Source organism: Bradyrhizobium sp. AUGA SZCCT0222 (assembly GCF_018130205.1).
In the GTDB taxonomy this organism is placed as follows: domain Bacteria; phylum Pseudomonadota; class Alphaproteobacteria; order Rhizobiales; family Xanthobacteraceae; genus Bradyrhizobium.
Genome location: NZ_JAFCLX010000045.1, coordinates 1 through 22,361, shown reverse-complemented (window position 1 = coordinate 22,361; position 22,361 = coordinate 1). Strand labels below are relative to the sequence as shown.

At 63.5% G+C, this 22,361-nt stretch carries 23 protein-coding genes; 8 read left to right on the top strand and 15 right to left on the bottom strand.

Features of this window, described 5'->3' with window-relative positions; all coding sequences use genetic code 11:
- Positions 1-18: 18 nt before the first annotated feature.
- Positions 19-837 carry a dienelactone hydrolase family protein gene (locus tag JQ629_RS29060; protein ID WP_212415523.1) on the top strand — a complete coding sequence of 273 codons (819 nt, stop codon included), beginning with the start codon at positions 19-21 and terminating at the stop codon, positions 835-837.
- Positions 838-845: 8 nt separating this feature from the next.
- Complete coding sequence (locus JQ629_RS29055; protein WP_212415522.1) at positions 846-1,787, top strand: DUF1932 domain-containing protein; 942 nt, start codon at positions 846-848, stop codon at positions 1,785-1,787.
- Between the two features lie 104 nt (positions 1,788-1,891).
- On the opposite strand, the gene JQ629_RS29050 is transcribed toward JQ629_RS29055, so the two are convergent.
- A complete protein-coding gene (locus JQ629_RS29050; protein ID WP_349631339.1) occupies positions 1,892-3,562 on the bottom strand; it encodes a sulfatase-like hydrolase/transferase in 1,671 nt (556 codons plus the stop codon).
- A gap of 98 nt (positions 3,563-3,660) precedes the next feature.
- Positions 3,661-5,373 (bottom strand): sulfatase-like hydrolase/transferase, encoded by a 1,713-nt coding sequence (locus JQ629_RS29045; RefSeq protein WP_212415521.1) that lies wholly within the window; start codon positions 5,371-5,373, stop codon positions 3,661-3,663.
- Between the two features lie 607 nt (positions 5,374-5,980).
- Between JQ629_RS29045 and JQ629_RS29040 the strand changes: the two genes are divergently transcribed.
- Positions 5,981-6,175 carry a hypothetical protein gene (locus JQ629_RS29040; protein WP_212389916.1) on the top strand — a complete coding sequence of 65 codons (195 nt, stop codon included), beginning with the start codon at positions 5,981-5,983 and terminating at the stop codon, positions 6,173-6,175.
- 145 nt (positions 6,176-6,320) lie between these two features.
- Here the strand turns inward: JQ629_RS29040 and JQ629_RS29035 are convergent, their stop codons facing one another.
- Positions 6,321-6,545, bottom strand: coding sequence for a response regulator (locus JQ629_RS29035; RefSeq protein ID WP_212415520.1), 225 nt, complete (start codon positions 6,543-6,545; stop codon positions 6,321-6,323).
- Positions 6,546-6,827: 282 nt separating this feature from the next.
- Here JQ629_RS29035 and JQ629_RS29030 point away from each other — a divergent pair, with 282 nt between their 5' ends.
- Positions 6,828-7,523, top strand: a complete 696-nt coding sequence (locus JQ629_RS29030) for a Crp/Fnr family transcriptional regulator (RefSeq protein ID WP_212415519.1) — start codon at positions 6,828-6,830, stop codon at positions 7,521-7,523.
- 30 nt (positions 7,524-7,553) lie between these two features.
- Here JQ629_RS29030 and JQ629_RS29025 read toward each other — a convergent pair whose 3' ends face one another.
- From JQ629_RS29025 to JQ629_RS29015, 3 genes are all read right to left on the bottom strand, one after another.
- Positions 7,554-7,796: a hypothetical protein gene (locus JQ629_RS29025; RefSeq protein ID WP_212415518.1), complete on the bottom strand. Its 243-nt coding sequence runs from the start codon at positions 7,794-7,796 to the stop codon at positions 7,554-7,556.
- 11 nt (positions 7,797-7,807) lie between these two features.
- Positions 7,808-7,990, bottom strand: coding sequence for a hypothetical protein (locus JQ629_RS29020; RefSeq protein ID WP_212415517.1), 183 nt, complete (start codon positions 7,988-7,990; stop codon positions 7,808-7,810).
- A gap of 153 nt (positions 7,991-8,143) precedes the next feature.
- On the bottom strand, positions 8,144-8,842 hold the full coding sequence (locus tag JQ629_RS29015; protein ID WP_212415516.1) for a TetR/AcrR family transcriptional regulator: 699 nt from the start codon (positions 8,840-8,842) through the stop codon (positions 8,144-8,146).
- Between the two features lie 205 nt (positions 8,843-9,047).
- On the opposite strand from JQ629_RS29015, the gene JQ629_RS29010 reads away from it, so the two are divergent.
- Complete coding sequence (locus JQ629_RS29010; RefSeq protein ID WP_212415515.1) at positions 9,048-9,668, top strand: hypothetical protein; 621 nt, start codon at positions 9,048-9,050, stop codon at positions 9,666-9,668.
- 33 nt (positions 9,669-9,701) lie between these two features.
- On the opposite strand, the gene JQ629_RS29005 is transcribed toward JQ629_RS29010, so the two are convergent.
- Positions 9,702-9,938 carry a hypothetical protein gene (locus JQ629_RS29005; RefSeq protein ID WP_212266488.1) on the bottom strand — a complete coding sequence of 79 codons (237 nt, stop codon included), beginning with the start codon at positions 9,936-9,938 and terminating at the stop codon, positions 9,702-9,704.
- On the bottom strand, positions 9,935-10,786 hold the full coding sequence (locus JQ629_RS29000) for an SDR family oxidoreductase (protein ID WP_212415514.1): 852 nt from the start codon (positions 10,784-10,786) through the stop codon (positions 9,935-9,937). The genes JQ629_RS29005 and JQ629_RS29000 overlap by 4 nt, the downstream gene beginning before the upstream one ends.
- A 572-nt stretch (positions 10,787-11,358) precedes the next feature.
- On the opposite strand from JQ629_RS29000, the gene JQ629_RS28995 reads away from it, so the two are divergent.
- Complete coding sequence (locus JQ629_RS28995; protein ID WP_212415513.1) at positions 11,359-12,483, top strand: DUF2336 domain-containing protein; 1,125 nt, start codon at positions 11,359-11,361, stop codon at positions 12,481-12,483.
- 102 nt (positions 12,484-12,585) lie between these two features.
- On the opposite strand, the gene ilvC is transcribed toward JQ629_RS28995, so the two are convergent.
- The 7 genes from ilvC to miaA all read right to left on the bottom strand — a co-directional run bounded on the left by ilvC (position 12,586) and on the right by miaA (position 19,839).
- On the bottom strand, positions 12,586-13,605 hold the full coding sequence (gene ilvC / locus JQ629_RS28990) for a ketol-acid reductoisomerase (protein ID WP_212034449.1): 1,020 nt from the start codon (positions 13,603-13,605) through the stop codon (positions 12,586-12,588).
- A 146-nt stretch (positions 13,606-13,751) separates the two neighbouring features.
- The gene (locus tag JQ629_RS28985; protein WP_192737975.1) at positions 13,752-14,354 is read right to left on the bottom strand and encodes a LysE family translocator; all 603 of its coding nucleotides are present in this window, start codon (positions 14,352-14,354) and stop codon (positions 13,752-13,754) included.
- A gap of 102 nt (positions 14,355-14,456) precedes the next feature.
- On the bottom strand, positions 14,457-15,155 hold the full coding sequence (locus JQ629_RS28980) for a class I SAM-dependent methyltransferase (RefSeq protein ID WP_212415512.1): 699 nt from the start codon (positions 15,153-15,155) through the stop codon (positions 14,457-14,459).
- 3 nt (positions 15,156-15,158) lie between these two features.
- Positions 15,159-15,701: an acetolactate synthase small subunit gene (ilvN, locus tag JQ629_RS28975; RefSeq protein ID WP_192737977.1), complete on the bottom strand. Its 543-nt coding sequence runs from the start codon at positions 15,699-15,701 to the stop codon at positions 15,159-15,161.
- A gap of 19 nt (positions 15,702-15,720) precedes the next feature.
- Positions 15,721-16,707, bottom strand: coding sequence for a threonine dehydratase (locus tag JQ629_RS28970; RefSeq protein ID WP_212415511.1), 987 nt, complete (start codon positions 16,705-16,707; stop codon positions 15,721-15,723).
- Positions 16,708-16,713: 6 nt separating this feature from the next.
- On the bottom strand, positions 16,714-18,489 hold the full coding sequence (locus JQ629_RS28965; RefSeq protein ID WP_212266476.1) for an acetolactate synthase 3 large subunit: 1,776 nt from the start codon (positions 18,487-18,489) through the stop codon (positions 16,714-16,716).
- A gap of 420 nt (positions 18,490-18,909) precedes the next feature.
- Entirely contained in the window at positions 18,910-19,839 is a 930-nt protein-coding gene (gene miaA / locus JQ629_RS28960) for a tRNA (adenosine(37)-N6)-dimethylallyltransferase MiaA (RefSeq protein WP_212415550.1), read from the bottom strand.
- Here miaA and serB point away from each other — a divergent pair.
- Both serB and atzF read left to right on the top strand, forming a co-directional pair.
- Positions 19,838-20,731 (top strand): phosphoserine phosphatase SerB, encoded by an 894-nt coding sequence (serB, locus tag JQ629_RS28955; RefSeq protein WP_192737979.1) that lies wholly within the window; start codon positions 19,838-19,840, stop codon positions 20,729-20,731. The two genes, miaA and serB, sit on opposite strands and share 2 nt — an antisense overlap.
- A gap of 97 nt (positions 20,732-20,828) precedes the next feature.
- Positions 20,829-22,187 carry an allophanate hydrolase gene (gene atzF / locus JQ629_RS28950; protein ID WP_212415510.1) on the top strand — a complete coding sequence of 453 codons (1,359 nt, stop codon included), beginning with the start codon at positions 20,829-20,831 and terminating at the stop codon, positions 22,185-22,187.
- Positions 22,188-22,361: the final 174 nt, after the last annotated feature.

The following is a 22,361-nucleotide window of genomic DNA, read 5'->3' as shown; positions in this document are numbered from 1 at the left end:
TCGTCACTGATGTTCGGAATGGCCGATGCCACAGCCGCATCCCTGCCCGCGCGCGTCACCTTTGCCAGTGCCGATGGGCGGACGACACTGGTCGGCTATGTTTTTTTGCCGGAGGTGCCGCATGCAGCGCGCACGCCTGCGGTGGTGATGATGCATGGCCGCGCCGGCGTTTATTCCTCGGCCGCCAACGGCAAATATGACGCCTCGACGCTTTCGAAACGCAATCAGCAATGGGGACACATCTGGGCCCGGCAAGGTTATCTCGCCATCCTGGTCGATGGTTTTGGTCCTCGCGGCTATCCAACTGGTTTTCCCCGTTTCAGCTACGATTCCCGGCCGGATGAATTGAATGAAATCACCATTCGCCCGCTCGACGCCCATGGCGCGCTGGCTTACCTGCGGACACGCAGCGACGTGATCGCCGATCGGGTCGCGCTGCAGGGCTGGTCCAACGGCGGTAGCGCCACCCTGGCGACGATGTCGGTGAGCGCGCCCGGCATCACAGCGCCGACGCCCGCAACCGGCTTCCGGGCCGGATTGGCGTTCTACCCGGGCTGCGGCCTGAAAGGCCAGTTCGCCGACGGGATCAAACCTTACGCACCCGTCCGCGTGTTGCATGGATCGGCCGACGAGGAAGTCTCGCCGCGGCGCTGCGCCGACTTCGTCGCCAAGAGCCGCGCGATCGGTGGCGACATCCAGTTCCAGCTCTACCCCGATGCGGCGCATGGTTTCGACGATCCCAGTCCCTCGCGCCAGAGCGACGCCGCCAATGCGTCCGCGACCCGCGACGCGATCGCACGCGCGATTGCGTTCTTTGCAGCCGTATTGAATCCTTAGTCTGGAGAATGTCTCAAATGACCGTTGTATCGACCGACCCAAGACAGTGGAACGTAGGCCTCGTCGGCTACGGCGAAGTGGGTCGCATTCTCGCCGAGGACCTGCGCAAACAGGACGTGAAGGTCGCGACCTACGACATCAAGCTGCGCAGCGATCAGACAGGCTCCGCGCTGCGCGACCATGCTTTCGCGCACGGTGTAGCGCTTGCGGCGTCCCATGCCGATCTCGCCGCGAGTGCCGATTTCATCGTTTCCGCCGTTACCGCAAGCCAGGCTGTCCCGGTCGCGCAGGCTTGCGCGCCGGCCGTGAGGCAGGACGCCTGGTTCCTCGATTTCAATTCGGCATCGCCGGGCGCCAAGCAGCGCGCCGCCGCCCTGATCGACGGCAAGGGCGGCCGTTATGTCGAAGGCGCAGTGATGACCTCGATCCCGCCGTACCGCATCAAGGTGCCCTTGCTGCTTGGCGGCGCCGGTGCCGAGGCGCTCGCGCCGCTGCTGGTGGAACTCGGCTTTGACGCCAAGGTGGCAAGCCGGCAATTGGGCGTCGCTTCGGCGGTCAAGATGTGCCGCAGCGTGATGATCAAGGGCCTGGAGGCGATGGTGATCGAGAGTTTTACGACCGCGCGCGCCTATGGCGTCGAGGACGCGGTGCTGGCGTCGCTCACAGAAACCTTTCCCGGCATCGACTGGGAAAAACAGGGCGCCTATTTCTTCCAGCGCGTGATCGAGCATGGCCGTCGCCGCAGCGAGGAGGTTCGCGAAGTGGCTGAAACCGTGCGCGAGGCCGGCCTCACACCTTGGTCGGCGGAAGGCACCGCCGAACGCCAGGCCTTTATCGCTGATCTCGCCGACGAAGGCCTGTTCGGTGCGAAAGGCACCGAGGCTTTTGCCCGCAGCCCCGACTGGCGCGTGGAAGCCGACCGCATCCTTGCCGCCGTGAAGAAGAAATAAGTGATGCCGAAACGTAGGGTGGGCAAAGGCGCACTTGGCGCCGTGCCCACCATTGCTCTTCGAATTAAATGGTGGGCACGCTAGCGCTTTGCCACCCTACGCCACTACAGTCCCCGCACCAGGCCGGCGTCGATCAGGAGGCGGTTGAAGCGCCTGGCTTCCGCGCCGTCCTTGCAGGCATAGAACACGCCCTTGCATCGCAGCATGATGCTCTTCTGCTCCTTGAACGAGGGATCGAGCGGAATGCCAGCGGCGTCCTGGATGACGAGCGGAATGTAGGCGGCATCGAGGGTTGCGAGGGCCGACGACAGATCGGGCGGCTGGAAGTTGATTCCATCCAGCGCATAGTAGGTCGAGAAGTAGCGCGGATCCGCGCTCATCAAACGTTGCCCCAGCAGTTTCCGGTCGATGCCGGGCTCGAGCAGTTTCTGCGAGATTGCCGGTTGATGATCGCCGAAGCGCAGCACCAGGAACGACTGGTCCGGATAGTCGCGCGCCAGCCGTGCGGTGAAATCGCGGTAGTCGTTCGCCGTCATGCTCTGGCGGCGAATATACTCGTCGATCTCCGGCGTATTTCCCGGCGGTTTCCAGTCCGGCGTCAGATCGGGCCGGTAGACACTGGTCCAGGGAAAATGATTGGCCGTGAGATACACGAACATGAAGACCGGCGACTGTGACGCTTGCTCGTCTGCAAACGCCTTCAAGGCCTGATCGAAGTAGAACTTGTCGGGCTGCATGTCCTCATCGACGCCCATGTCAGCCATGTCGATGAACCTGTTGACGCCGACACCCTTCTGGAACGCCCGCGCGCTGAGGAAGTCGCCATAGGTCGGATAGAGCGAGACGGTCTTGTAGCCGCAGCGCTGCAGCGCTTGCGGCAGGCCACGCTCGATGCGGTTCGCGGTGATTCTCGTGACGTAGAACTTCAGATCGCCGAACGAGCGCGCCGACATGCCGGTCAGGACATTGAACTCGGTGTACCAGGTCGGGCCGCCTGTCGCCTCCGCGATCATGGTCCGTCGCTTGCCGTCGGTGGATTTGAAGTAGTCGGAATAGCCGGGCGGCACCTTGACGCCGGGTGCTGCGGTGATGTCGAAACTCGACTCGTCGAGCAGCATGATGATGTGCGGGCGCTTGGCAGTGGTATCGCATTTTTCGTCTGGCGGCAGCGCCGGCCGGGCCGTGGCGTGCGCACCCGGAGCCAGGCCAAGCGAGCCGTTCGTCGGCGGATCGGCCTCGATCCATCCGGTCGAGGCCAGCCGCGACACCGCGACCACGCCCGAGCGCGCGAGGCTGGAAATATGATTGATGCCCTGGAACGGCTCCCAAGGCTGCTCGGGCGCAGCGACCGACATCGCCGACATCGACACGGTCGTTGCGGCAAGAAGCGCCAGCACAGGCCCGCGAGCTGCGCGAAGCGGATCGGCGCGCCAGATCGCCCACAGCAGCGGAACGGCAATCACCGCCGCCACGATCAGCTGCGTCCGCAACTGTGGGAACACCGAGAGCAGGAACGAAAACGTATCGCGATCGATGATCAGGAAATCGAGGAACGTCAGAGATAGCTGCAAAATGTCGAACTTGAAGCGCGACAGCACGATTAGCAGCACCACCAGAACAAGCGCCAGCGCCGCGGCGACACCGGGCCGCCGCAGCACCAGCAGCAACAGGCAATTCACAAAAACCCACGCCAGCAGCGCGAGCGTGATCCCAACGAATCCGTATTCCGTGCTGAGCAGGACAGCCAGGGCCGCAAGATGCAATGCGGCGACCACGCCGACGCCGGCATAGAACCAGACCCCGCGCGATGCTGTATCGCCGGTCCGGCTTGCTGCAGGTTTGGCGGAGGCTGGAATGCTGCCCTCCCTTGTTGCTAGAGGTTTTTCACGTAACCGGCGTCGATCAGGAGCCGGTTGAAGCGTCGGGCTTCCGCACCGCCCTTGCAAGCATAGAACACGCCCTTGCAGCGCAGCATGATGCTCTTCTGCTCCGAAAAGGAGGGATCGAGCGGGATGCCGGCGGCCTCCTGTACCACCAACGGCAGATAGGCCGCGTCGACGGTTTCCATCACCGCAGGGCTCTTGACCGGTTCGAAATTGATGGCGTCGATCGCATAATAGGTCGTGAAATAGCGTGGATCGTAACTCTCGAATTTCTTGCCGGCGGCGGTCTCGTCAATCCCGGGATCGAGAACATGCGACGAGAATTCCGGCTGATGGTCGCCATAGCGCACGATCAGGAACGGCTGCGCCGGGAACTTCTTTTTCAGCCCCGCGACGAACGCCGAATAGTCGTTGGCGCTCATGGTCTGCCGGCGCACATATTCATCGACCACGGGCGCGTTGCCGGGCTTCGACCAGGATGGCGTCAGGTCCGCACGAAACGGCGTCTCCCACGGGAAGTGATTGGCGGCGAGATAGACGAAAATGAATTGCGGGTTCAATGCTGCGTTCTGCGATAACAGGTTCAGGGTCTTGTCATAGAAGAAGCTGTCGGGCTCGATGCCCTTGGCGCCGAGATCGCGTGCATCGTAGAATTTCTGGATGCCGGTGGTGGTGTGGAAGCCGCGTGCACTCATGAACGCGCCGTGGGCGGGATAGAGCGAGGTCGTGCTGTAACCGCAGCGGCGCAGCGCGAGCGGCAAGCCGCGCTCGACGCGGCCCGCGGCGATACGGGTCACGAAGTAGGAAAACCGGCCGAACGAGCGCGACGAAAGCCCGGCCAGCACGTTGTATTCGGTGAACCAGCTCGCTCCGCCGCTGCTTTCGGCCACGAACTTGCGCGCCTTGCCGTCGAAGGAGTCGAAATGACTGCCGTAGCCCGCCGGGACCTTGACGCCCTGCGCCTGGCGAATGTCGAAGCTCGACTCATCATGGACCATGATGATGTGCGGCCGCCGCCCCGCCGGGGCGCATGAATCCACCAGCGGCAGCTTGAGGCGACCGGCGGAGACGGCGTCGGACTCCATGAAGCCGTAGTTAACGAAATCCGAGACCGCGGTAACGCCGGAACGGGCGAATTTGGACAGGTAGCCGTCGGGATAGTAGCCGCGCCAGGCCTCGTCCGGCCAGGCAAAAGCGTATCCGGTGAGCGCGGCAAGGCAGGCGAGCATCCCCGCCAGCGCCGGCAACCGGCGGATCCGGAACGGATCGAGCCACCACAGCGCATACATCAGCGGGATCGTCACAAGGCCCGCCGAGATTACCGACCAGCGCAGGTTCGGAAAGATCGTAAACAGGAAAGCCGCACTGTCGCGATCGATCACCATCAGATCGACGAAGTTCGCGGTCATCTGCACGACGCCGTGCTTGAACTGCGACAGCAGAACTAGCGCCACGACCAGCGTCAGCGACAGCGCGCCCGACAGCGCGGGCCGGCGCAGCAGCGCGACGAACAGCAAGTTCAGGATGCCCCACGACAGTGCGAAGCACAGGCGCGAGCCGAAATCGGCCTCGGTCTGCAGCATGATCGCCAGCGCGGCCATATGCGGCGCGGCGACGGCCAACAGCCGCCATATGCCGATCGCGGCAATGCCGGCGGTAACCGCAGCGGTGGCAGAGGGACCTGGGTTTGGCGCGGGCGCCATGGGCGGGACGCAACACTACCCGGCGCAATGCAAATGCCTTGGCTGGCGACGGCCAGGAGACGCACGACGCAGCCGGAACCTGGTCGTGCCATGAAAACGTAGTGTAAACGTCATGAACAGGCAATGAATTTGCCGTTGCAACGCAAAGCTTTAGTGAATCCGGCTGACGCTGGCCCACGCCGCTAACTTCCGGCCAGCCCGTCGCGCTGCCTACCAACGGCGAAGGACCGTCGCGGGCGGAACCTGATTTTAGTGACTTTCTTGGTCAGGTATCAGACAGACAAGGGTTTTCGGACGGCGGTATTTTTTGGCATGCCCGGGACCAGAGCTGATCCAGAGCTGTTGCCCATCCACCGTCCGCGCTGCCCTGACTGCAAAACGCGGATGCTGACGGTTGCCGTGTCGGCGGGACCGGAAGGTTTCGAGCATCGAAATTATCAATGCCCGAAATGCGCCCATGCCGAAACCAGGATCGAGGCAATCGACCCGCTGGATACGACGGCCGTGGATCGGACAGGTCTCGAGCCGGGACGGTTACCCCCGCAGGAAGCCGCGCCAGGCCCGGTCTTCGATAATCCGACCAAAACCCAGCCGAAGCGTTAGATCCATGGCCCGACCGATCAAGAATCCCCGCCCCAGGCTCGATCTCGAAACCGAAGCACTGGCCGCGCTTGAAGCAGCCCGCACCATGGCCCCCGGCCCGGAGCGCACCGAAGCGATGAAACGCGCCGGCATTCTGCAAAACGCCGTGGACATGCAGGGCATGCTGTTTGCGAAGCGAGGCCGGCCACCGAAGACCTGAGCCAAGCCAGAGCGTCAGCCACGGAAAACGTCAGCCCGCCCCGAGGAAAAATAGGATCGCGAAGAATATCGAGACGGCGATCACGACGGTCCACGCAGAGGCGCCTGCGACCCGGATCGCGATCTCCGTCAAGCTCAGGTCTTCGTCAAACCGGCGGCCGGACATTGGTCGTCAGCCGCACGACGGCTTCCGATTTCAGCGGGTCGGCAACCGTCCTGCTCTCGATCGCGTTGCATTTCGGGCATTCGAAAGTCCGCTCCTCCGACCCGTCAGACAAAGGCGCTAGTCGGACCAGCATCATCCGGGTGAGGCACCTGCCGCAGCGTGGCCGTTCGATCGAGGAAAGGGGGACGTCCGGCATTTTGGACATGATCTTTCCTTCATGCACATCTCGCCGACTGGTTTGATCGGGCCCTGCTCGTCGCGGCGCGCCAAACGACGTCCTGCAAAATGGAGGTTCCCGAGCCCGTTGTAATCCTGTCGGATCGTTCGCCGAATGAGTTCCGGCGTCTGTCCGCCACCCGACATAGTGGGATTATTTTCTTGCTATGTCCGGTAGTTGACGTACCGTTCGACAATTATCGGGTATCCCGCGAAAGCACCGATAGCTGAGAGTAGTTCGCGCTCCCGCCTGTCAGCAGGAGCGCATTTCATGAACAATCAATTGCTCAGCCTTTTCCCGCCGTCCGACATGAAACTTCTCGGTCCGCATTTGAAGGCCGCACAATTCGACCAGCACCGGGTGTTGTTCGAGGCGGACCAGCGAATCCGCCACGTCTACTTTCCGACCAGCGCGGTGGTGTCGCTCGTGATCACGCTGTCGACCGGCGAAATGGTCGAAGCGGCCATGATCGGCAAGGACGGTGTGGTGGGTGCTTCCGCGGCGCTTGACGGGAAGATTGCGGTGAGCCGCGGCATCATTCAGCTCAGCGGTGAAATTGTCGTATGCGACATCGAAGCCCTGAAATCGGTCGCAATGCAAAGCCCGAAACTGCTTGCCCTGCTCATGCGGCACGAACAAACGGTCTACGCCCAGGCCCAGCAATCCGCCGCATGTTTTGCCACGCACCAGGTGGAAGCGCGGTTCTGCCGCTGGTTGCTGCGCGCGAGAGATTTGTCCGATAGTGATTACCTGCCGTTCACGCAGGAATATCTCGGTGAGATGCTGGGTGTCAGACGAACGAGCGTGACCGCGGTGGCCAGGACATTGCAGGAGACGGGGCTGATCAAATATGCCCGCGGCAAGATCCAGATCATGGATGCAGAAGCGCTGCAGGCGAATGCCTGCGAATGCTACGGTTCGGTCAAGACGCATTACGAAAGGCTGCTCGGGCCTCTCAAGAAGTAACCGTCAGGCTGATGCGTTGCGGATGCCGCGCTATTGGTTGCACGGCTTCAGCGCCTTGACCGCGGTTTCCGCCTCGGCTCGCGTTTTGTAGATCGTATCGCTGGCCACCGTGATGTTGGGTGTATCGGTGCGAGGGGTCTTGTCGACCACCGTGCAGGTCTTCGTCAGCGAGTTCAGCACGATGTAGAATGCGGGAACGTTTCCCGCAGGCTGGGCGAGACCGGCACCGTTCAGGGTCAGCACGAAGATCGCGCAGAACAGGCTTCGTTTCATGGCAGTCTCCGTTAGCCGCTTCCGAGGCGAACAAGGCTCAGGACGAGCACCAGCAGGATCGCGCCGATAAGCCCGCCAAAGAAGATCCACTTTCTGAGCGGCGTATTGAGGATCACCTCGGCGCCCCGCGCCTTGTCGGCGGGATAGGGTGCTTTTGGCGGTGGTGCGGGTTGCGCAGGACCTTCTCTGACCACGGGCGTCCTCCCGGTTCAGGATGCAGTCTTTGAATTGTGCAGCAGCGAACGGTGGCGGAACGCCTTGCCGCGCTTGTCAACGCGCGGCGAGATTGCCGGTTCCGGCTTCGAGCGTTACGCGCGTCGGAAAGCTCCTCAAACGCATCAAACGCATCAAGCGGATTTGCCGGGAACTTTGGCGATAACTTCGATGAAGAGATCGAGGATCGCTTCCGCGGTTCGCTCGGCGTCCGCGCCGGCGACGCCCCAGCGCGGAAAATGACCGTCGATATTCATCCGGGCGAAGCCATAGACCAGCGCCCGGCCGGCGATCTGCACCTGTTTCAGGTCCGCCGAGCGCAATTGCCCCTGTGCAAACGCCTCCGCCAGCGTGCGCTCGGTAAGGTCGATCAGTTCGGCATTGTCCTGCGAGACGCCGGCCGCCTCGTCGTGATCAAAAAAACGGCGGCTGGAAATGATCTCGAAATGGGTCGGATTCTTCATCGCCCAGCGCAGATAAGCGAGCCCCAGGCAGCGGAACCGGCCCAACGGATTGCTGGCCGATGCCTCAGCCAGCACCGCTTCGATCTCGACCCGGAACCTGCGCTGCGCCTCCTCGGCGACCGCGTTCATCAGGGCGTCGCGGCTGGGAAAATGCCGGAACGGCGCCCCCGGCGACACCCCGGCACGGCGGGCAGCCTCGCGGACACTGACCGCGTCAGGACCACCCTCGCCGACCAGTTGCAGTGCGGCGTCGATCAGAACCCGGCGGAGATCCCCATGATGATAGGGCTTTGCCGCCGGCGCGCGCGCCGTGCGGCGGCGCGGCTTGGCCGGAAGTTTGGCGGACGGAGGCTTGGCCGAGGAACGCATCGTCCCTCCTAACATCACCCCCTTGTGAATGTAAGCAACGATTACACGGGTTGACGCTGCGTGACGCGCATAAGTAACTGGTGATTACATCTGCATCCGCGTCATTGCGAGCGCAGCGAAGCAATCCATCGAGCCGCAGTGAAGGAATGGATTGCTTCGTCGCTTCGCTCCTCGCAATGACGGCAAGGTCAAGGGGGAGTTGGACATGCCGACGCGTCAAAACTGGTTCGAAGGCTGGCGGCTGTTTGCCGTGCTGGCGCTGACCCTGCTCGCGCTTAGCGTCTGGATCGCCGGCATGCGGCAATTCGAGGTCGATGGCGTGCGCATGGTGATCCGCTTCACGGCGCGGACCTCGCTGCTGTTCTTTTGTCTCGCCTTCAGCGCCGCCGCGCTGGCGCGGCTCTGGCCCAACGCCTGGACGCGATGGCAGCGCCGCAACCGCCGTTACCTCGGCGTGACCTTCGCAGCCTCGCACGGCATTCATGCGATTGCGATCGCCGCCTTCGCAATGATGGATCCTGCGGGCTATACGGCCGCGACCTCGCCCGCCTCCTACATCTTCGGCGGCATCGGTTATGCCTTCATCATCGCTATGGCGGCGACCTCATTCGACCGCACGGCCAAGGCGATCGGCGCGCGGGCCTTCCGCACGCTGCATCTGATCGGCGGCTATTATCTGCTGTTTCAGTTCATGGTGTCGTTCGGCAAGCGGATTCCCGACATGCCGCTATACGCGCTGTTCCTGATCCCGCTGCTGGCGGTGTTCGCTTTGCGGATGATCAGCATGGCCGCGGCGCGAACGCCGCACACGGTGCAGGCGGGATGACGGCCATAACGCCTGCGCGCTCGTACGGTCATATCAGATCAGATGAAACGTGCGGCCCAATCGGCGATGAATCGTGATCACGGCGCGATCGACGTCGCTGATCAGGCTGTCGCCGAGCGCGACGCTCGGAATTTCCCAGTTGCGGCCGCCGCGGACGCCCGGCACCGGTTGAAGACCGGTGATGCGCGCCGTTTCGCATCCCGGTTGATCGCCAAGCGCCTCGTTGACGAGTTCGGTCAGCTCCGCGCTGGTCTTGCCAATCGTCGTCATGCCTGCGGCGTCAGGCCGAGGCGCCTGGCGATGATCTTGTCGATGGTGCGCTTGGGCAGCAGCGCCGCCGCCAACACCTGAAGCGGATCGGGCACGATCGAATAGCGAACCTTGGGATTTGGCAGCGTCAGCGCGTCGAAGATCTTCGCGGCGATTTTCTCCGCGGGCAATCCGATCGAACCAAGTTGCAGCATGTAGGCACGGACCTTTTGCAGCGCCGGAAAGAACGGCGAGTTCTTGTAGCCGGATATGTCGACGTCCTCGGCCTTGCTCCAGATCGGCGTTTTTACCGCGCCGGGCGCGATGATGATGACGTCGATCCCGAACAGCATCAATTCGCGGCGCAGGCTCTCCGACAGCCCCTCGATCGCGTGCTTGGAGGCCGCATAGGCCGACGTCATCGGGACGCCATTTTTCCCCGAGACCGACGAGATCATGACGACGCGCCCCTTTGGTCCCTTCAGTGACGGATCGGCGCCGAGCAGCGGGCCGAACGCCTGCGTCGCGATAACCGGCCCGATCACATTGACTTCCATCTGGCGGCGGAATTCGTCGGCCGCGAGTTCAAGCACGGGACCTGCCACCGCGATGCCAGCATTGTTGACGAGGCCCGCGAGCGTTTCGCCGTTCAACTGGCTGCGCACCTCGCGCGCCGCGGCCAGCACCGCGGCCTCGTCGGTGACGTCGAACCGCAGCGGCGTGAAATTGTCGCCGAACTCAACCCTGAGGCGGTCCGCGTCGGCCTGCTTACGCACGCTGCCGAACACGCGAAAGCCACGATCGAGCAGCAGTTTCGCGGCAGCCCAGCCGATGCCGGTGGATGCACCGGTGATGACGACGGATCTCATGATTGTCTCCCCCTCCGTGAGGTGGGGTTGATGTAATCCGGATCGAGAGAAGTGCAATGCGCGGCGGCGGCGGCCAAAACTCCCGTCACGACGGTGCGCGCGCCCGCCCCCGTTCTTGCGCGAGAGGTTGAAGAACGCATTCCGGCAGCCTTAACAGAATTCATCGTGAAAAAATCCTTAGCGCCGCGCATCATGGACCACCTCCTCGGCAGCGGACCGGACTTGATGGCCTGTTGTCGGAGCGCTTCGCCTTCGAGTTTTTTTCGCAACGGTTTGGAGAGGATAGCTGCCGGTCAAAATACCGGAAACGGCGCTAATCATGCGAATGCCGGCGATCACGGCGCAGTATAACGGCATGCAGCGTCGCGTGCGTGGTAAAGCAATCGGGAACGCAAAGCGGACAATGTTCGGCGCACGCAAGCGGCGAACTAGCAGCGATGGCTGCGAATTTCGCGATTGCCTGTTTTCAGTGCTGTCGTTCCGCATTTCTACGGGCTTTCGCCTTAACGCTCGCGAAAGACCGCGCTCGGCATTGTGCGTGCTGAAGTTGAAACAACAAACAGGCTGCCACAATGGCGCAACAGCCGGCTCACTCGATTATCGCCGAACTCGAAGATGCCGTAAGGGATGGATCGCCGGCCCGGCGCGTCGAAACCCTGCGTCAGGTCACCGATCTCTTCCTCAATGACGGCGAACGCCTCAGCGAAGACCAGGTCAAGGTGTTTGACGACGTGCTCTGCCTGCTGATCGCACGCGTCGAGACGCGGGCGAGAACCGAGCTCAGCAAGCGGCTGGCGCCGCTCGACTACGCGCCGTTCGAAGTTATCCAATACCTCGCATGGGACGACGAGATCGCGGTCGCCGGCGAGGTGCTCACCCATTCCAACCGCCTCAGCGTCGAAGCACTGGTCGAGATCGCCAGCATCAAGGGCCAGGACCATCTGCTCGCGATTTCGGCGCGCGACAATTTGCCGGAGGCCGTCACCGACGTGATCGTCGATCGCGGCCAAACCAAGGTCATTCGCAGGCTCGCGAAGAACGCGACCGCGCGGTTCTCCGAAGCCGGCTATTCCGGCATGGTGGCCCATTCCGAAGCTGACGACGAACTGGTCGAGATCCTCGGCCTGCGCCTCGATCTTCCCATCAAGTTCCTGCGCGACCTGCTGCGCCGCGCCAAGGACGCCGTTCGCACCCGGCTGTTGGCCCTGGCGCCGCCCGCGCTCCAGGAGGAGATCCGGCGGGTGATCGAGGACATCGTGCGCGAGGGACCGCCGTCCGGACGCGACTTCCGCGTGGCCGAAGAACTGGTCAGGCTGATGATGGAATTGAAAGAGCTGGACGACGCAGCCGTCTATGGTTTCGCCGAGGCGAAGAAGTTCGACGAGGTCATGGTCTCGCTCGCGGTCCTCAACGACGTGCCGGCCGAAATGATGGCACGCCTGATCGAAGGCCCCCGCGCCGACCTCATCCTGATTCCCTGCCGCTCCGCCCGGCTGAACTGGCCGACGGTCGAGAGCATCCTGCGCAACCGCCCGGTGAAGCTGAAGATCGACGATCAGACGCTGGCCATAGCCGAGCGGGACTACAGGAAACTGTCGATGGAGACCGCCCAGCGCACCGTGCGCTTCTGGCAGCTTCACAACAGGATCGAGAAGCAGCCGCACGTACTGCCCGCACCTGATGGCGCTCGTCCGTGAATGAAAATGGCGGGCGCGCTTGCGCTTTGCCCACCCTACGATCCTGCGAATGAAAAAGGGCCGCGCAACGCGCGGCCCTCATTCGTTTAGACCTTCGAACGATCAGTTCTTCGTCTTGTCGACCAATGCGCCCTTCTTGATCCACGGCATCATGTCGCGGAGCTTGGCGCCGACTTCCTCGATCGGGTGCTCGGCGAGCTTGGCGCGGGTGGCCTTGAACGAGGTCTGGTTGACCTTGTTCTCCAGCATCCAGTCGCGGGCGAACTTGCCGCTCTGGATGTCGGCGAGCACGCGCTTCATCTCGGCCTTGGTCTCGGCGGTCACGATGCGCGGGCCGGTGACGTATTCGCCGTATTCGGCGGTGTTGGAGATCGAGTAGTTCATGTTGGCGATGCCGCCTTCATAGATCAGGTCGACGATCAGCTTCACTTCGTGCAAGCACTCGAAATAGGCCATCTCCGGCGCGTAGCCGGCTTCCACCAGCGTCTCGTAGCCGCCCTTGATCAGTTCGACCAGACCGCCGCAGAGCACCACCTGCTCGCCGAACAAATCGGTCTCGCACTCTTCCTTGAACGTGGTCTCGATGATGCCGGCGCGGCCGCCACCAACGGCCGAGGCATAGGACAGGCCGAGGTCGTGGGCGTTGCCGGATACGTCCTTGGCGATCGCGATCAGGCAGGGCACGCCGCCGCCGCGCTGATATTCCGAGCGCACGGTGTGGCCGGGGCCCTTCGGCGCGATCATCAGCACGTCGAGATCGGCGCGCGGGTCGAGCAGGTTGAAATGCACGTTGAGCCCGTGCGCGAACACCAGCGCCGCACCCTTCTTCATGTTGTCGTGCAGATGCTCGCGGTAGATGTCGCCCTGCAGTTCGTCGGGGGTGAGCATCATGACGAGATCGGCCCATTTGGCGGCTTCGGCGACTTCCATCACCTTGAAGCCGGCGGCCTCCGCCTTCTTGGCCGAAGCCGAGCCCTTGCGCAGCGCAATGGCCACTTCCTTGACGCCGGAATCCTTCAGGTTCAGCGCATGGGCGTGGCCCTGGCTGCCGTAGCCGACGATGACGACTTTCTTGCCCTTGATCAGGTTCAGGTCGGCATCACGATCGTAATAAACTCGCATAGTCGTTTCCTCATCGGTGGCCAGAATGGGCCGGTTAATCAGGCATTTGGGTTAGGATGGAGCGCCGGTCGCCCGCGAATTTCCGGCGTTGTCTAGAGCATTTTTCGCTTTCTGGGAAACCCGTTTCTGCATGGCGCGGTGCGGCATCATGCGTCCATGAAGACCGGGTAGAGCGAGGCCAGCAGCAGCACCGCCATCACGATATTGAAGGCCCGCACCGCCCTCGGCGAGGTCAGGACCGGCCGCAGCGCGCTGCCGAACAAGGCCCAGGCGGTGCAGGAAAGCACCCCCAGCAACAGGCTCAGGACGACCTGGATCGCGATGTTCCAGGGATAGGCCGCGATCGCGGCATAGGCCGTGATGGTCCCGATCACCATGACCCAGCCCTTGGCGTTGACCCATTGGAACATGGCCGCGCCCCAGAAGGTCATCGGCCCGCGGCGGTTGTCCTGGTCGGCCGAAACCGGCCCGGACATCGCGATCGCGGCGGCAAGATAGATCAGGTAAACGACGCCGGCATATTTCAGGATCGTCTGCAGCACCGGATAGGCGATGAAGATGGTGCCAAGGCCAAGCCCGACCGCGCCGACCATGAAGGCAAAGCCGACAGTGATCCCGGCGATGTGCGGGATGGTCGGGCGGAACCCGTAAGTCAGCCCCGAGGACAGCAGCATGATGTTGTTCGGCCCCGGCGTGAAGAACATCACGGTGGCGAACAGCACGAAGGCGATCAGCAGCGAATGTGACATGGTGGCCTCACGCGATCTTTGGCAGAACTGTTTTTGAGGAGGCTTGCGAGCGCTTCGCCAGCGGCATCACGGCGATGCAGACATCGGCCGGTTTCATTTTTTCTAGCTCTGTTGGTGGTCCGGCTTCGGTTTGCGCAAGAGATAAGTGCCGTGCAGCGGCGCGTGGTAGTCGACCGATTCCAGCGTGAAGCCGACATCGGTCAGCATGCGTTCGATCACCCAGCCGAAGGTCGAGTACTCGTCGCGCATATGAGTGACCACGCTCTCGCGCTCGAAATCGTGGTTCTTGATCGAGAAATCGGCCCACGCCTCGACATCGCGATCGACGCCGTCGGGCATGCTGACGAAGACGATGTCGCGCAGGTAGAAATTCGCGCCGGGCTTCAGCGCCGCAAAAATCCGCGCCAGCGCCACCGCCTTCCAGAAATCCGGCAGATGATGCAGCGTGAACTCGCTGACGATCAGGTCGTAGGAATTCGGCTGATAGGCGAAGCTCAGCATGCCCGCCGGCTGGGTGCGGACCGCGACCTTGCGGTCGCGCGCCTGGATGTTGGCGAGCGCCAGCATCGCCGGCGAGATGTCGATGGCGTCGACCTCGGCGCCCATCAGCGCCGCCTCGACCGCCAATACGCCGTTGCCGCAGCCGATATCGGCCACCCGCCAGCCGCGCTGGACGCCGAGCATGGTCAGCGCCGCGCGGGCGCGGATGTCGCTGTCGTCATGCCGGTCGTAGATCGAGGCGACGGCGGAATCGAGCCCGAGTTGCCGCCGTTGATTGTAATACCAGTCGCGCGCCAGCATGGTTCACATCCCCTCTGGCCCGCGCCCGATCGCGGCAACGCCGGTGCGCGACACCTCGACAAGGCCGATCGGTCGCATCAGGTCGATGAATTGACTGACCTTGGCCGAATTGCCGGTGATCTCGAACACGAAGCTTTCGGTGGTGGCGTCGATCACGCGGGCGCGGAACGCGTCCGCCAGCCGCAGCGCCTCGACGCGGTTGTCGCCGCCGCCGCGCACCTTCACCATCGCGAGCTCGCGCTCGATCGAGCGGCCGGTCAGCGTCATGTCGACGACGCGATAGACCGGAACCATGCGGTCGAGCTGGTGCTTGATCTGCTCGATCACCATCGGCGTGCCGGTCGTGACGATGGTGATGCGGGAGAGGTGTTTCTGGCTCTCGGTCTCGGAGACGGTGAGGCTTTCGATGTTGTAGCCGCGGCCGGAGAACAGCCCGATCACGCGCGCGAGCACGCCCGGCTCGTTCTGCACGAGCACCGAGAGCGTGTGCGACTCGGTCGGATCGTGGCGCTCTTCGAGGAAATAGGCGGATGCGGGCTGATTCATTGTCGTTCCCAAATCTTGGCTACGCCAGTGCCTTGGCGGCGGTGACATTTTCGTTGCGGGCGATCCATTTCCAGAACAGATCGAAATCGATATTGCCGCCGGACAGGATCAGCCCAACCCGCTTGCCGCGGAGCTTCGACTTCTCCTGCAGGGCAGCAGCAAGCGCGGCGGCGCCGGCGCCTTCAGCGAGATTGTGGGTATCAGTCCAGTAGGCGCGCACCGCATCGGCGATTTCGTCGTCGGTCACCTGCACGATGTGCGAGGCGCCCTTGCGAATGATCGCCAGCGCCTCGGCGTCGGGGACGCGCGTAGCCATGCCGTCGGCCAGCGTATTGCTGCTGTTGGTCTTCACCACGGTGCCGGCAGCGAACGACAGCGCATAGGACGGCGCTTCCGTCGACTGCACGCCGACGATTTCGGTCTTTAGCCCGAGCAGATCACGCGCCAGGATGCAGCCGCAGATGCCGGAGCCCTGCCCGATCGGCACATAGAGCACATCGATATCATCAGCAGCGCGCAGCAATTCCAGCGCGTAGGTGGCAACGCCCATCACGAGGTCGCGGTGGAACGACGGCACCAGCTCGAGACCCTCGCGTTCGGCGTGACGCTCGCATTCCTCGCGGGCGGACTGAAAATCCTCGCCATGCTCGATGAGGTTGGCGCCCAAGGTGCGCATCGACTGGTTTTTCTCGATCGAATTGCCATGCGGCACATAGATCGTCGCCGGTACGCCGAAACGGCGCGCGGCGAAAGCGAGACTCTGGCCGTGATTGCCGCGGGTCGCCGAGATAATTCCTGAGGTCTGCGCCCGCTCGCGTTGCAGCCGCTCGACATAGACCAGCCCGCCCCGCACCTTGAAGGCACCGATCGGGGTGTGGTTCTCGTGCTTGACGACCACGTCGGCGCCGAGCCGCTGCGCCAGCAGCGGCCACGCATGCGCCGGCGTCGGCGGCATCGCTGCCCCGACGATCCTGTGCGCGTGCTCGAGTTGCCCCAGATCAAACATCTGACCTCACACCAGCGCCTTGCCGCCGGCAAAGGCCGCCGCGGTCGCCTCGTCGGTCGCTTCCGCCGGCAACAGCATTTCATTGTGCGCCTTGCCGGACGGAATCATCGGGAAGCAATTTTCCAGCGCCGCGACGCGGCAATCGAACAGCACCGGGCGCTTGATCGAGATCATTTCCTTGAGCGCGCCGTCGAGATCGCCGGGCTTGATCGCCTGCAGGCCGACACAGCCGAACGCGTCCGCCAGCTTGACGAAATCCGGCAGCGCCTCCGAATAGGAATGCGACAGCCGGTTGCCGTGCAGCAGCTGCTGCCACTGCCGCACCATGCCCATATACTGGTTGTTCAGGATGAAGATCTTGATCGGCAGTTCAAACTGTACCGCCGTCGACATCTCCTGCATCGTCATCTGCACCGAGGCGTCGCCCGCGATATCGATCACGAGGCTGTCCCGGTGCGCGACCTGGACGCCGAGCGCGGCCGGCAGCCCGTAGCCCATGGTGCCGAGCCCGCCCGAGGTCATCCAGCGGTGCGGCTCCTCGAAGCCGAAGAACTGCGCTGCCCACATCTGGTGCTGACCGACTTCGGTCGTGATGTAGGTGTCGTGCCCGCGCGTCGCCTCGAACAGGCGCTCGATGGCGTATTGCGGCAGGATGACTTCGCTGTTCTTCCGGTAGGCGAGCGAATTGCGCGCCCGCCATACGGCGATCTCCTGCCACCACGCCTTGATATCAGGCTTTTTCGCTTCCGCCTTGAACACCTGCAACAGATCACCGAGCACGTTGCCGCAGTCGCCGATGATCGGCACGTCGACGTGGATATTCTTGTTGATCGAGGACGGATCGATGTCGATGTGGATCTTCTTCGAGCCCGGCGAGAACGCGTCGGTGCGGCCGGTGATGCGATCGTCGAAACGCGCGCCGACGCACAGCATGACGTCGCAATCATGCATCGCCATGTTGGATTCATACGTGCCGTGCATGCCGAGCATGCCGAGCCAGTTCTTGCCGGTCGCGGGATAGGCGCCGAGGCCCATCAGGGTCGAAGTGATCGGAAAGCCGGTGACTTCGACCAGTTCGCGCAGCAGTTTCGAGGCTTCGCGTCCGGAATTGATGACGCCGCCGCCACTGTAGATCACCGGGCGCTTTGCGCCGGCGAGCAGCGCCACGGCTTTGCGGATCTGCGACGCGTCGCCCTTGACCCGCGGAGTGTAGGAAACATGCACGTCGGACTTGCGCGGCGGATGATAGGTGCCGGTCGCGAACTGCACGTCCTTTGGCACGTCGACCACGACGGGTCCGGGACGGCCGGTCGTGGCGACGTAAAACGCCTCGTGCAACACTTTCGCGAGATCGTTGACGTCGCGCACCAGCCAATTGTGCTTGGTGCAGGGCCGCGTGATGCCGACGGTGTCGCATTCCTGGAACGCGTCATTGCCGATCAAATGCGTCGGCACCTGCCCGGTGATGCAGACCAGCGGAATCGAATCCATCAGCGCGTCCGTCAGCGGCGTCACCATGTTGGTGGCGCCGGGGCCGGAAGTCACCAGCACGACGCCCGGCTTGCCGGTCGAGCGCGCATAGCCTTCGGCGGCGTGGCCGGCGCCCTGCTCGTGCCGCACCAGGATGTGCTCGACCTCGCTCTGCTGGAAGATCTCGTCATAGATCGGAAGCACCGCACCGCCGGGATAGCCGAACAAATGCTGGACGCCATGATCGATGAGCGCGCGCACGATCATCGCGGCACCGGTCATCTGGTTCGGATCGTGGCTCTTGTCGGTCATGACGTTTTCCTTGGCTTGCTCCGGATGCGCTGTGTCTGCGCGGCTTCGTCGGCTTGGATTTGGGAAATAAAAAAGGGCCCCAGAGGCCCTATGCACACCGCCTGCAATTGGATGGCCTCAGCCATCCCGGGCGGTGCGCCAGGGTACGACTACGATAAGGAGCTTGGTAATAATATTACGCATAGGACGGCCCAGACTTCCCGAAGATTACGCGCGTTATAGCGATCGGACCCCGGAAGTCAAGGGAAGGACGCTTTCAGCCCGATTAAGGCAGTGTAACGGGGTTCCGGCCGTTCGGCGAGTGCGAATTTGCTGTTCCCTGCCATGCGCGGGGCCTAGCAGCCGTAGCCCGGATGAGCGAAGCGACATCCGGGATCGCCGCAGGGTGTGAGATCCCGGATATCGCTGCGCTCATCCGGGCTACAAAACCCGCGCCTCCACCCACCCCCGCGCCGCCTCCGGCGCCACCCACTCAAACTCCGGCAACTGGTGCCGGAACCAGGTGAACTGCCGCTTGGCGTAGTGGCGGGTGTCGGCGCGGCCGATCTCGGCGGCCTCCGCTTGGCTGATCTCGCCCTTCAAATTTCGGATCAGCGCCGGCACGCCATGGGCCTTCATCGCCGGCAGCAGAGGGGCGAGGTGTCGGGCGGCCAGTGCGGCCACCTCCTCCAATGCGCCTGCTGCCAGCATGGCGTCGAACCGCGCATCGATCCGGGCATAGAGCTGGTCGCGCTCGGGTGCCAGAAATAGCGCGTGAAACTCGCCTTGCGGCAGCAGCGGCGGCAGGCCTTCACGGTGCCAGTCGGTCAGCGCGCGGCCGGTGGCCTCGACCACTTCGAGCGCCCGTGCGATGCGGGCGCGGTCGCGCGGCTTCAGGCGTTCCGCCGTTGCCGGGTCGCGCTTTGCGAGTTCCGCATGCAACGCTTCGACGCCATCGCGCTCCAACCGCGCGCGCACACTGTCACGCACTTCGGCCGGGATCGGCGGCACCGCCGACAGGCCGCGCGTCAGCGCCTTGAAATAGAGGCCGGAACCGCCGACGAAGATTGGCAGGCGTTTTGCGGCTTGTGCTTCCGACAGCATTTTGGCGGCGTCCGCGACCCACGCGCCGGCGGAAAAGTTCACGGCGGCATCGACATGGCCATAGAGCCAATGCGGCGCCTGTGCCTCTTCGGCGGGAGTCGGGCGGGCCGTGATGACACGGAGATCGCGATAGACCTGCATGGAATCGGTATTGATGACGACGCCGCCGGTCTTTTGCGCCAGCTCAAGGGCCAGCGCCGACTTGCCGCTGGCGGTCGGCCCTGCGATAAGCACGGCCTTACTCCCCAAACGCGAATTCGCCTGCATGTCCCTCGTCGCCACGCTCATCTGCAATCCCGTCAACCCCGCGCTCGACTCCACCATCGTCGACGGCGCGCTGGCCGTCCTGCCCTCGCCCGGCACGGCCCAATGGCTGTTCGACGAAGTTGCGGTCGATATCCCCTTCACCGGCAGCGAGGATATCAAGGCGATCGAGGCCCGCCTGCGCCAGGCGCGGGGCGACCTGCCGATCGACATTGTGGTGCAGCCTGCCGCCTTCCGGCGCAAGAAGCTTTTTCTCGCCGACATGGATTCCACCATGATCGGCCAGGAATGCATCGACGAACTGGCCGATTTTGCCGGACTGAAGGCGCACGTCGCCGCCATCACCGAGCGCGCGATGCGCGGCGAAATCGAGTTCGAGCCGGCGCTGCGCGAGCGCGTCGCGCTGCTGAAGGACATGCCGGTCGGCGTGGTCGATGAAGTGCTGAAAAAGCGCATCACGGCGACGCCGGGCGGCCGCGAACTGGTCATGACCATGCGCGCCAACGGCGCCTACACCTGCCTGATCTCGGGCGGTTTTACGCTGTTCACCAACGCGGTCGCCGCGATGATCGGGTTCCAGGAAAACCGCGCCAACGAGTTGAAGGTGTCGGGCGGCAAGCTCACGGGCGAAGTCACCGAGCCGATCCTCGGCCGCGCCACCAAACTCGCGACGCTGATCGAACTCACCGAGTCCTTTGATCTCGACGACATCGACACGCTGGTGACCGGCGACGGCGCCAACGATCTCGGCATGATCGAGGCCGCGGGCCTCGGCGTCGCCTATCACGCCAAGCCGGCGGTGGCGGCGGCCGCCGCCGCCCGGATCGACCACGGCGATCTCACCGCATTGCTGTATGCGCAGGGCTATCGGCGCGATGAATTCGTGACGGCGTGAATCACCGCCGCACCTGAACACGAAGCATTTAATTGCTTGTTCGTGACGAACCGCTCGCCCAGTTTTGCCGAGAGCAGCGCGGGTGGAGTTCTTTCAGGTGAACCAAATCAATCTACGATTCGCAACGTCCTCCCCTGCCGGGAGCGACCCGCTGCAGGCCATCGAGACGGCCTATCGGCGGATCGAGAGCGAGCGTGACCGGAACTGCTGGATCCATGTCCGCCCGATCGCGGAGACGCGGGATCATTGCCGCACGCTGATGACACGCGCCGATTCCGGCGAAACCCTCCCCCTGCTCGGTGTCCTGTTCGGCGTCAAAGACAATATCGACGTTGCAGGCATGCCGACGACGGCCGCCGTCCCGGCGTTCAGCTACATGCCGGCACGATCAGCCGAAAGCGTCGAACGCTTGATTGCGGCCGGCGCGATCTGCATCGGCAAGACCAATCTCGATCAACTCGCCACCGGCCTCTCCGGCGCGCGCTCGCCCTACGGCTCCTGCGCTGCTGTCGCAGACCCGCGCTATGTCTCGGGCGGCTCCAGTTCGGGCTCGGCGGTCGCGGTCGCCGCCGGCCACGTCACGTTCGCGCTTGGCACCGATACCGGCGGCTCGGGCCGCATTCCCGCCGGGTTCAACGACATCGTCGGCATCAAGCCGACGGTCGGGCTGGTGTCGTCGCGTGGCCTGGTGCCGAACTGCCCGACGCTGGATTGCGTCTCGATCTTCTGCAATTCGGTGCAGGAAGGCGCCGCGATCCTGGACGTCATAGAAGGCTTCGATCCCGAGGATCCGTACAGCCGGCCCGCGCCGGCCTCCGTCAGCGCCCGCGCCGCCGGCAAGTTCAGGTTCGGCCGCCTCATGGCCAACGATCTCGAATTCTTCGGCATGCCGGAATGCGGCGCGCTCTACGAGCAGGCCTGCGACAGGTTTTCCAGCCTCGGCGGCACCGCGGTCGAGATCGATTTTGCGCCGTTCGCCGAGGCTGGCGCGATGATGTTCGCCGGACCCTGGGTCGCGGAAAGACGTGCCTCGATATCAGCGCTGATGGAGGTCGATACCGATCGCCTGCTCGATGTTACAAAAACCGTGCTTCGGACGGCCACCAGCTATTCGGCGATCGACACCTTCACCGCGATGCACCGGTTGTTGCGGCTGCGCCGGCAATCACAAAGCCTTCTCTCCGGCGTCGATGCGCTTGTGGTGCCCACGGCGCCGCGACCGTTCCTGCTGGACGAGATGCACAGCGATCCGATTACGCTGAACAACCGCCTTGGCCACTACTCGTACTTCGCCAATCTGCTGGATCTCTGCGCGGTAGCGATCCCGAACGGCGTGTTGCCGAACGGCATCCCCATGGGGGTGACGCTGCTGGCGCCGGCCTGGTCCGACCGGGCGCTGATCGCGCTGGCGGGGCAGCTCGACACAAAACCGCGAAAACAACCCCATGCACAGTAGGGAATGTGCCTCGGCTCGCAAGCACCCCACGATATGCTGTGTCCCGGGTGCGAGAAAAATGGTCCATCGTCACGGCCCAACCTCATCTCATCCCGCGCTAGGTGGTGTGGACACTAGCGCATCCACAGAACGATGGCTGCGAGAGTGACGACGGCCCGGTAATTCCGGGCCGTT

Bases quoted from the DNA above. Each gene is read 5' to 3' on its own strand.
- JQ629_RS29060 (WP_212415523.1), top strand. From the start codon at position 19: ATGGCCGATGCCACAGCCGCATCCCTGCCCGCGCGCGTCACCTTTGCC.
- JQ629_RS29055 (WP_212415522.1), top strand. From the start codon at position 846: ATGTCTCAAATGACCGTTGTATCGACCGACCCAAGACAGTGGAACGTA.
- JQ629_RS29045 (WP_212415521.1), bottom strand. From the start codon at position 5,373: ATGGCGCCCGCGCCAAACCCAGGTCCCTCTGCCACCGCTGCGGTTACC.
- JQ629_RS29040 (WP_212389916.1), top strand. From the start codon at position 5,981: ATGGCCCGACCGATCAAGAATCCCCGCCCCAGGCTCGATCTCGAAACC.
- JQ629_RS29035 (WP_212415520.1), bottom strand. From the start codon at position 6,545: ATGTCCAAAATGCCGGACGTCCCCCTTTCCTCGATCGAACGGCCACGC.
- JQ629_RS29030 (WP_212415519.1), top strand. From the start codon at position 6,828: ATGAACAATCAATTGCTCAGCCTTTTCCCGCCGTCCGACATGAAACTT.
- JQ629_RS29025 (WP_212415518.1), bottom strand. From the start codon at position 7,796: ATGAAACGAAGCCTGTTCTGCGCGATCTTCGTGCTGACCCTGAACGGT.
- JQ629_RS29015 (WP_212415516.1), bottom strand. From the start codon at position 8,842: ATGCGTTCCTCGGCCAAGCCTCCGTCCGCCAAACTTCCGGCCAAGCCG.
- JQ629_RS29010 (WP_212415515.1), top strand. From the start codon at position 9,048: ATGCCGACGCGTCAAAACTGGTTCGAAGGCTGGCGGCTGTTTGCCGTG.
- JQ629_RS29005 (WP_212266488.1), bottom strand. From the start codon at position 9,938: ATGACGACGATTGGCAAGACCAGCGCGGAGCTGACCGAACTCGTCAAC.
- JQ629_RS29000 (WP_212415514.1), bottom strand. From the start codon at position 10,786: ATGAGATCCGTCGTCATCACCGGTGCATCCACCGGCATCGGCTGGGCT.
- JQ629_RS28995 (WP_212415513.1), top strand. From the start codon at position 11,359: ATGGCGCAACAGCCGGCTCACTCGATTATCGCCGAACTCGAAGATGCC.
- ilvC (WP_212034449.1), bottom strand. From the start codon at position 13,605: ATGCGAGTTTATTACGATCGTGATGCCGACCTGAACCTGATCAAGGGC.
- JQ629_RS28985 (WP_192737975.1), bottom strand. From the start codon at position 14,354: ATGTCACATTCGCTGCTGATCGCCTTCGTGCTGTTCGCCACCGTGATG.
- JQ629_RS28980 (WP_212415512.1), bottom strand. From the start codon at position 15,155: ATGCTGGCGCGCGACTGGTATTACAATCAACGGCGGCAACTCGGGCTC.
- ilvN (WP_192737977.1), bottom strand. From the start codon at position 15,701: ATGAATCAGCCCGCATCCGCCTATTTCCTCGAAGAGCGCCACGATCCG.
- JQ629_RS28970 (WP_212415511.1), bottom strand. From the start codon at position 16,707: ATGTTTGATCTGGGGCAACTCGAGCACGCGCACAGGATCGTCGGGGCA.
- JQ629_RS28965 (WP_212266476.1), bottom strand. From the start codon at position 18,489: ATGACCGACAAGAGCCACGATCCGAACCAGATGACCGGTGCCGCGATG.
- serB (WP_192737979.1), top strand. From the start codon at position 19,838: ATGTCCCTCGTCGCCACGCTCATCTGCAATCCCGTCAACCCCGCGCTC.
- miaA (WP_212415550.1), bottom strand. From the start codon at position 19,839: ATGCAGGCGAATTCGCGTTTGGGGAGTAAGGCCGTGCTTATCGCAGGG.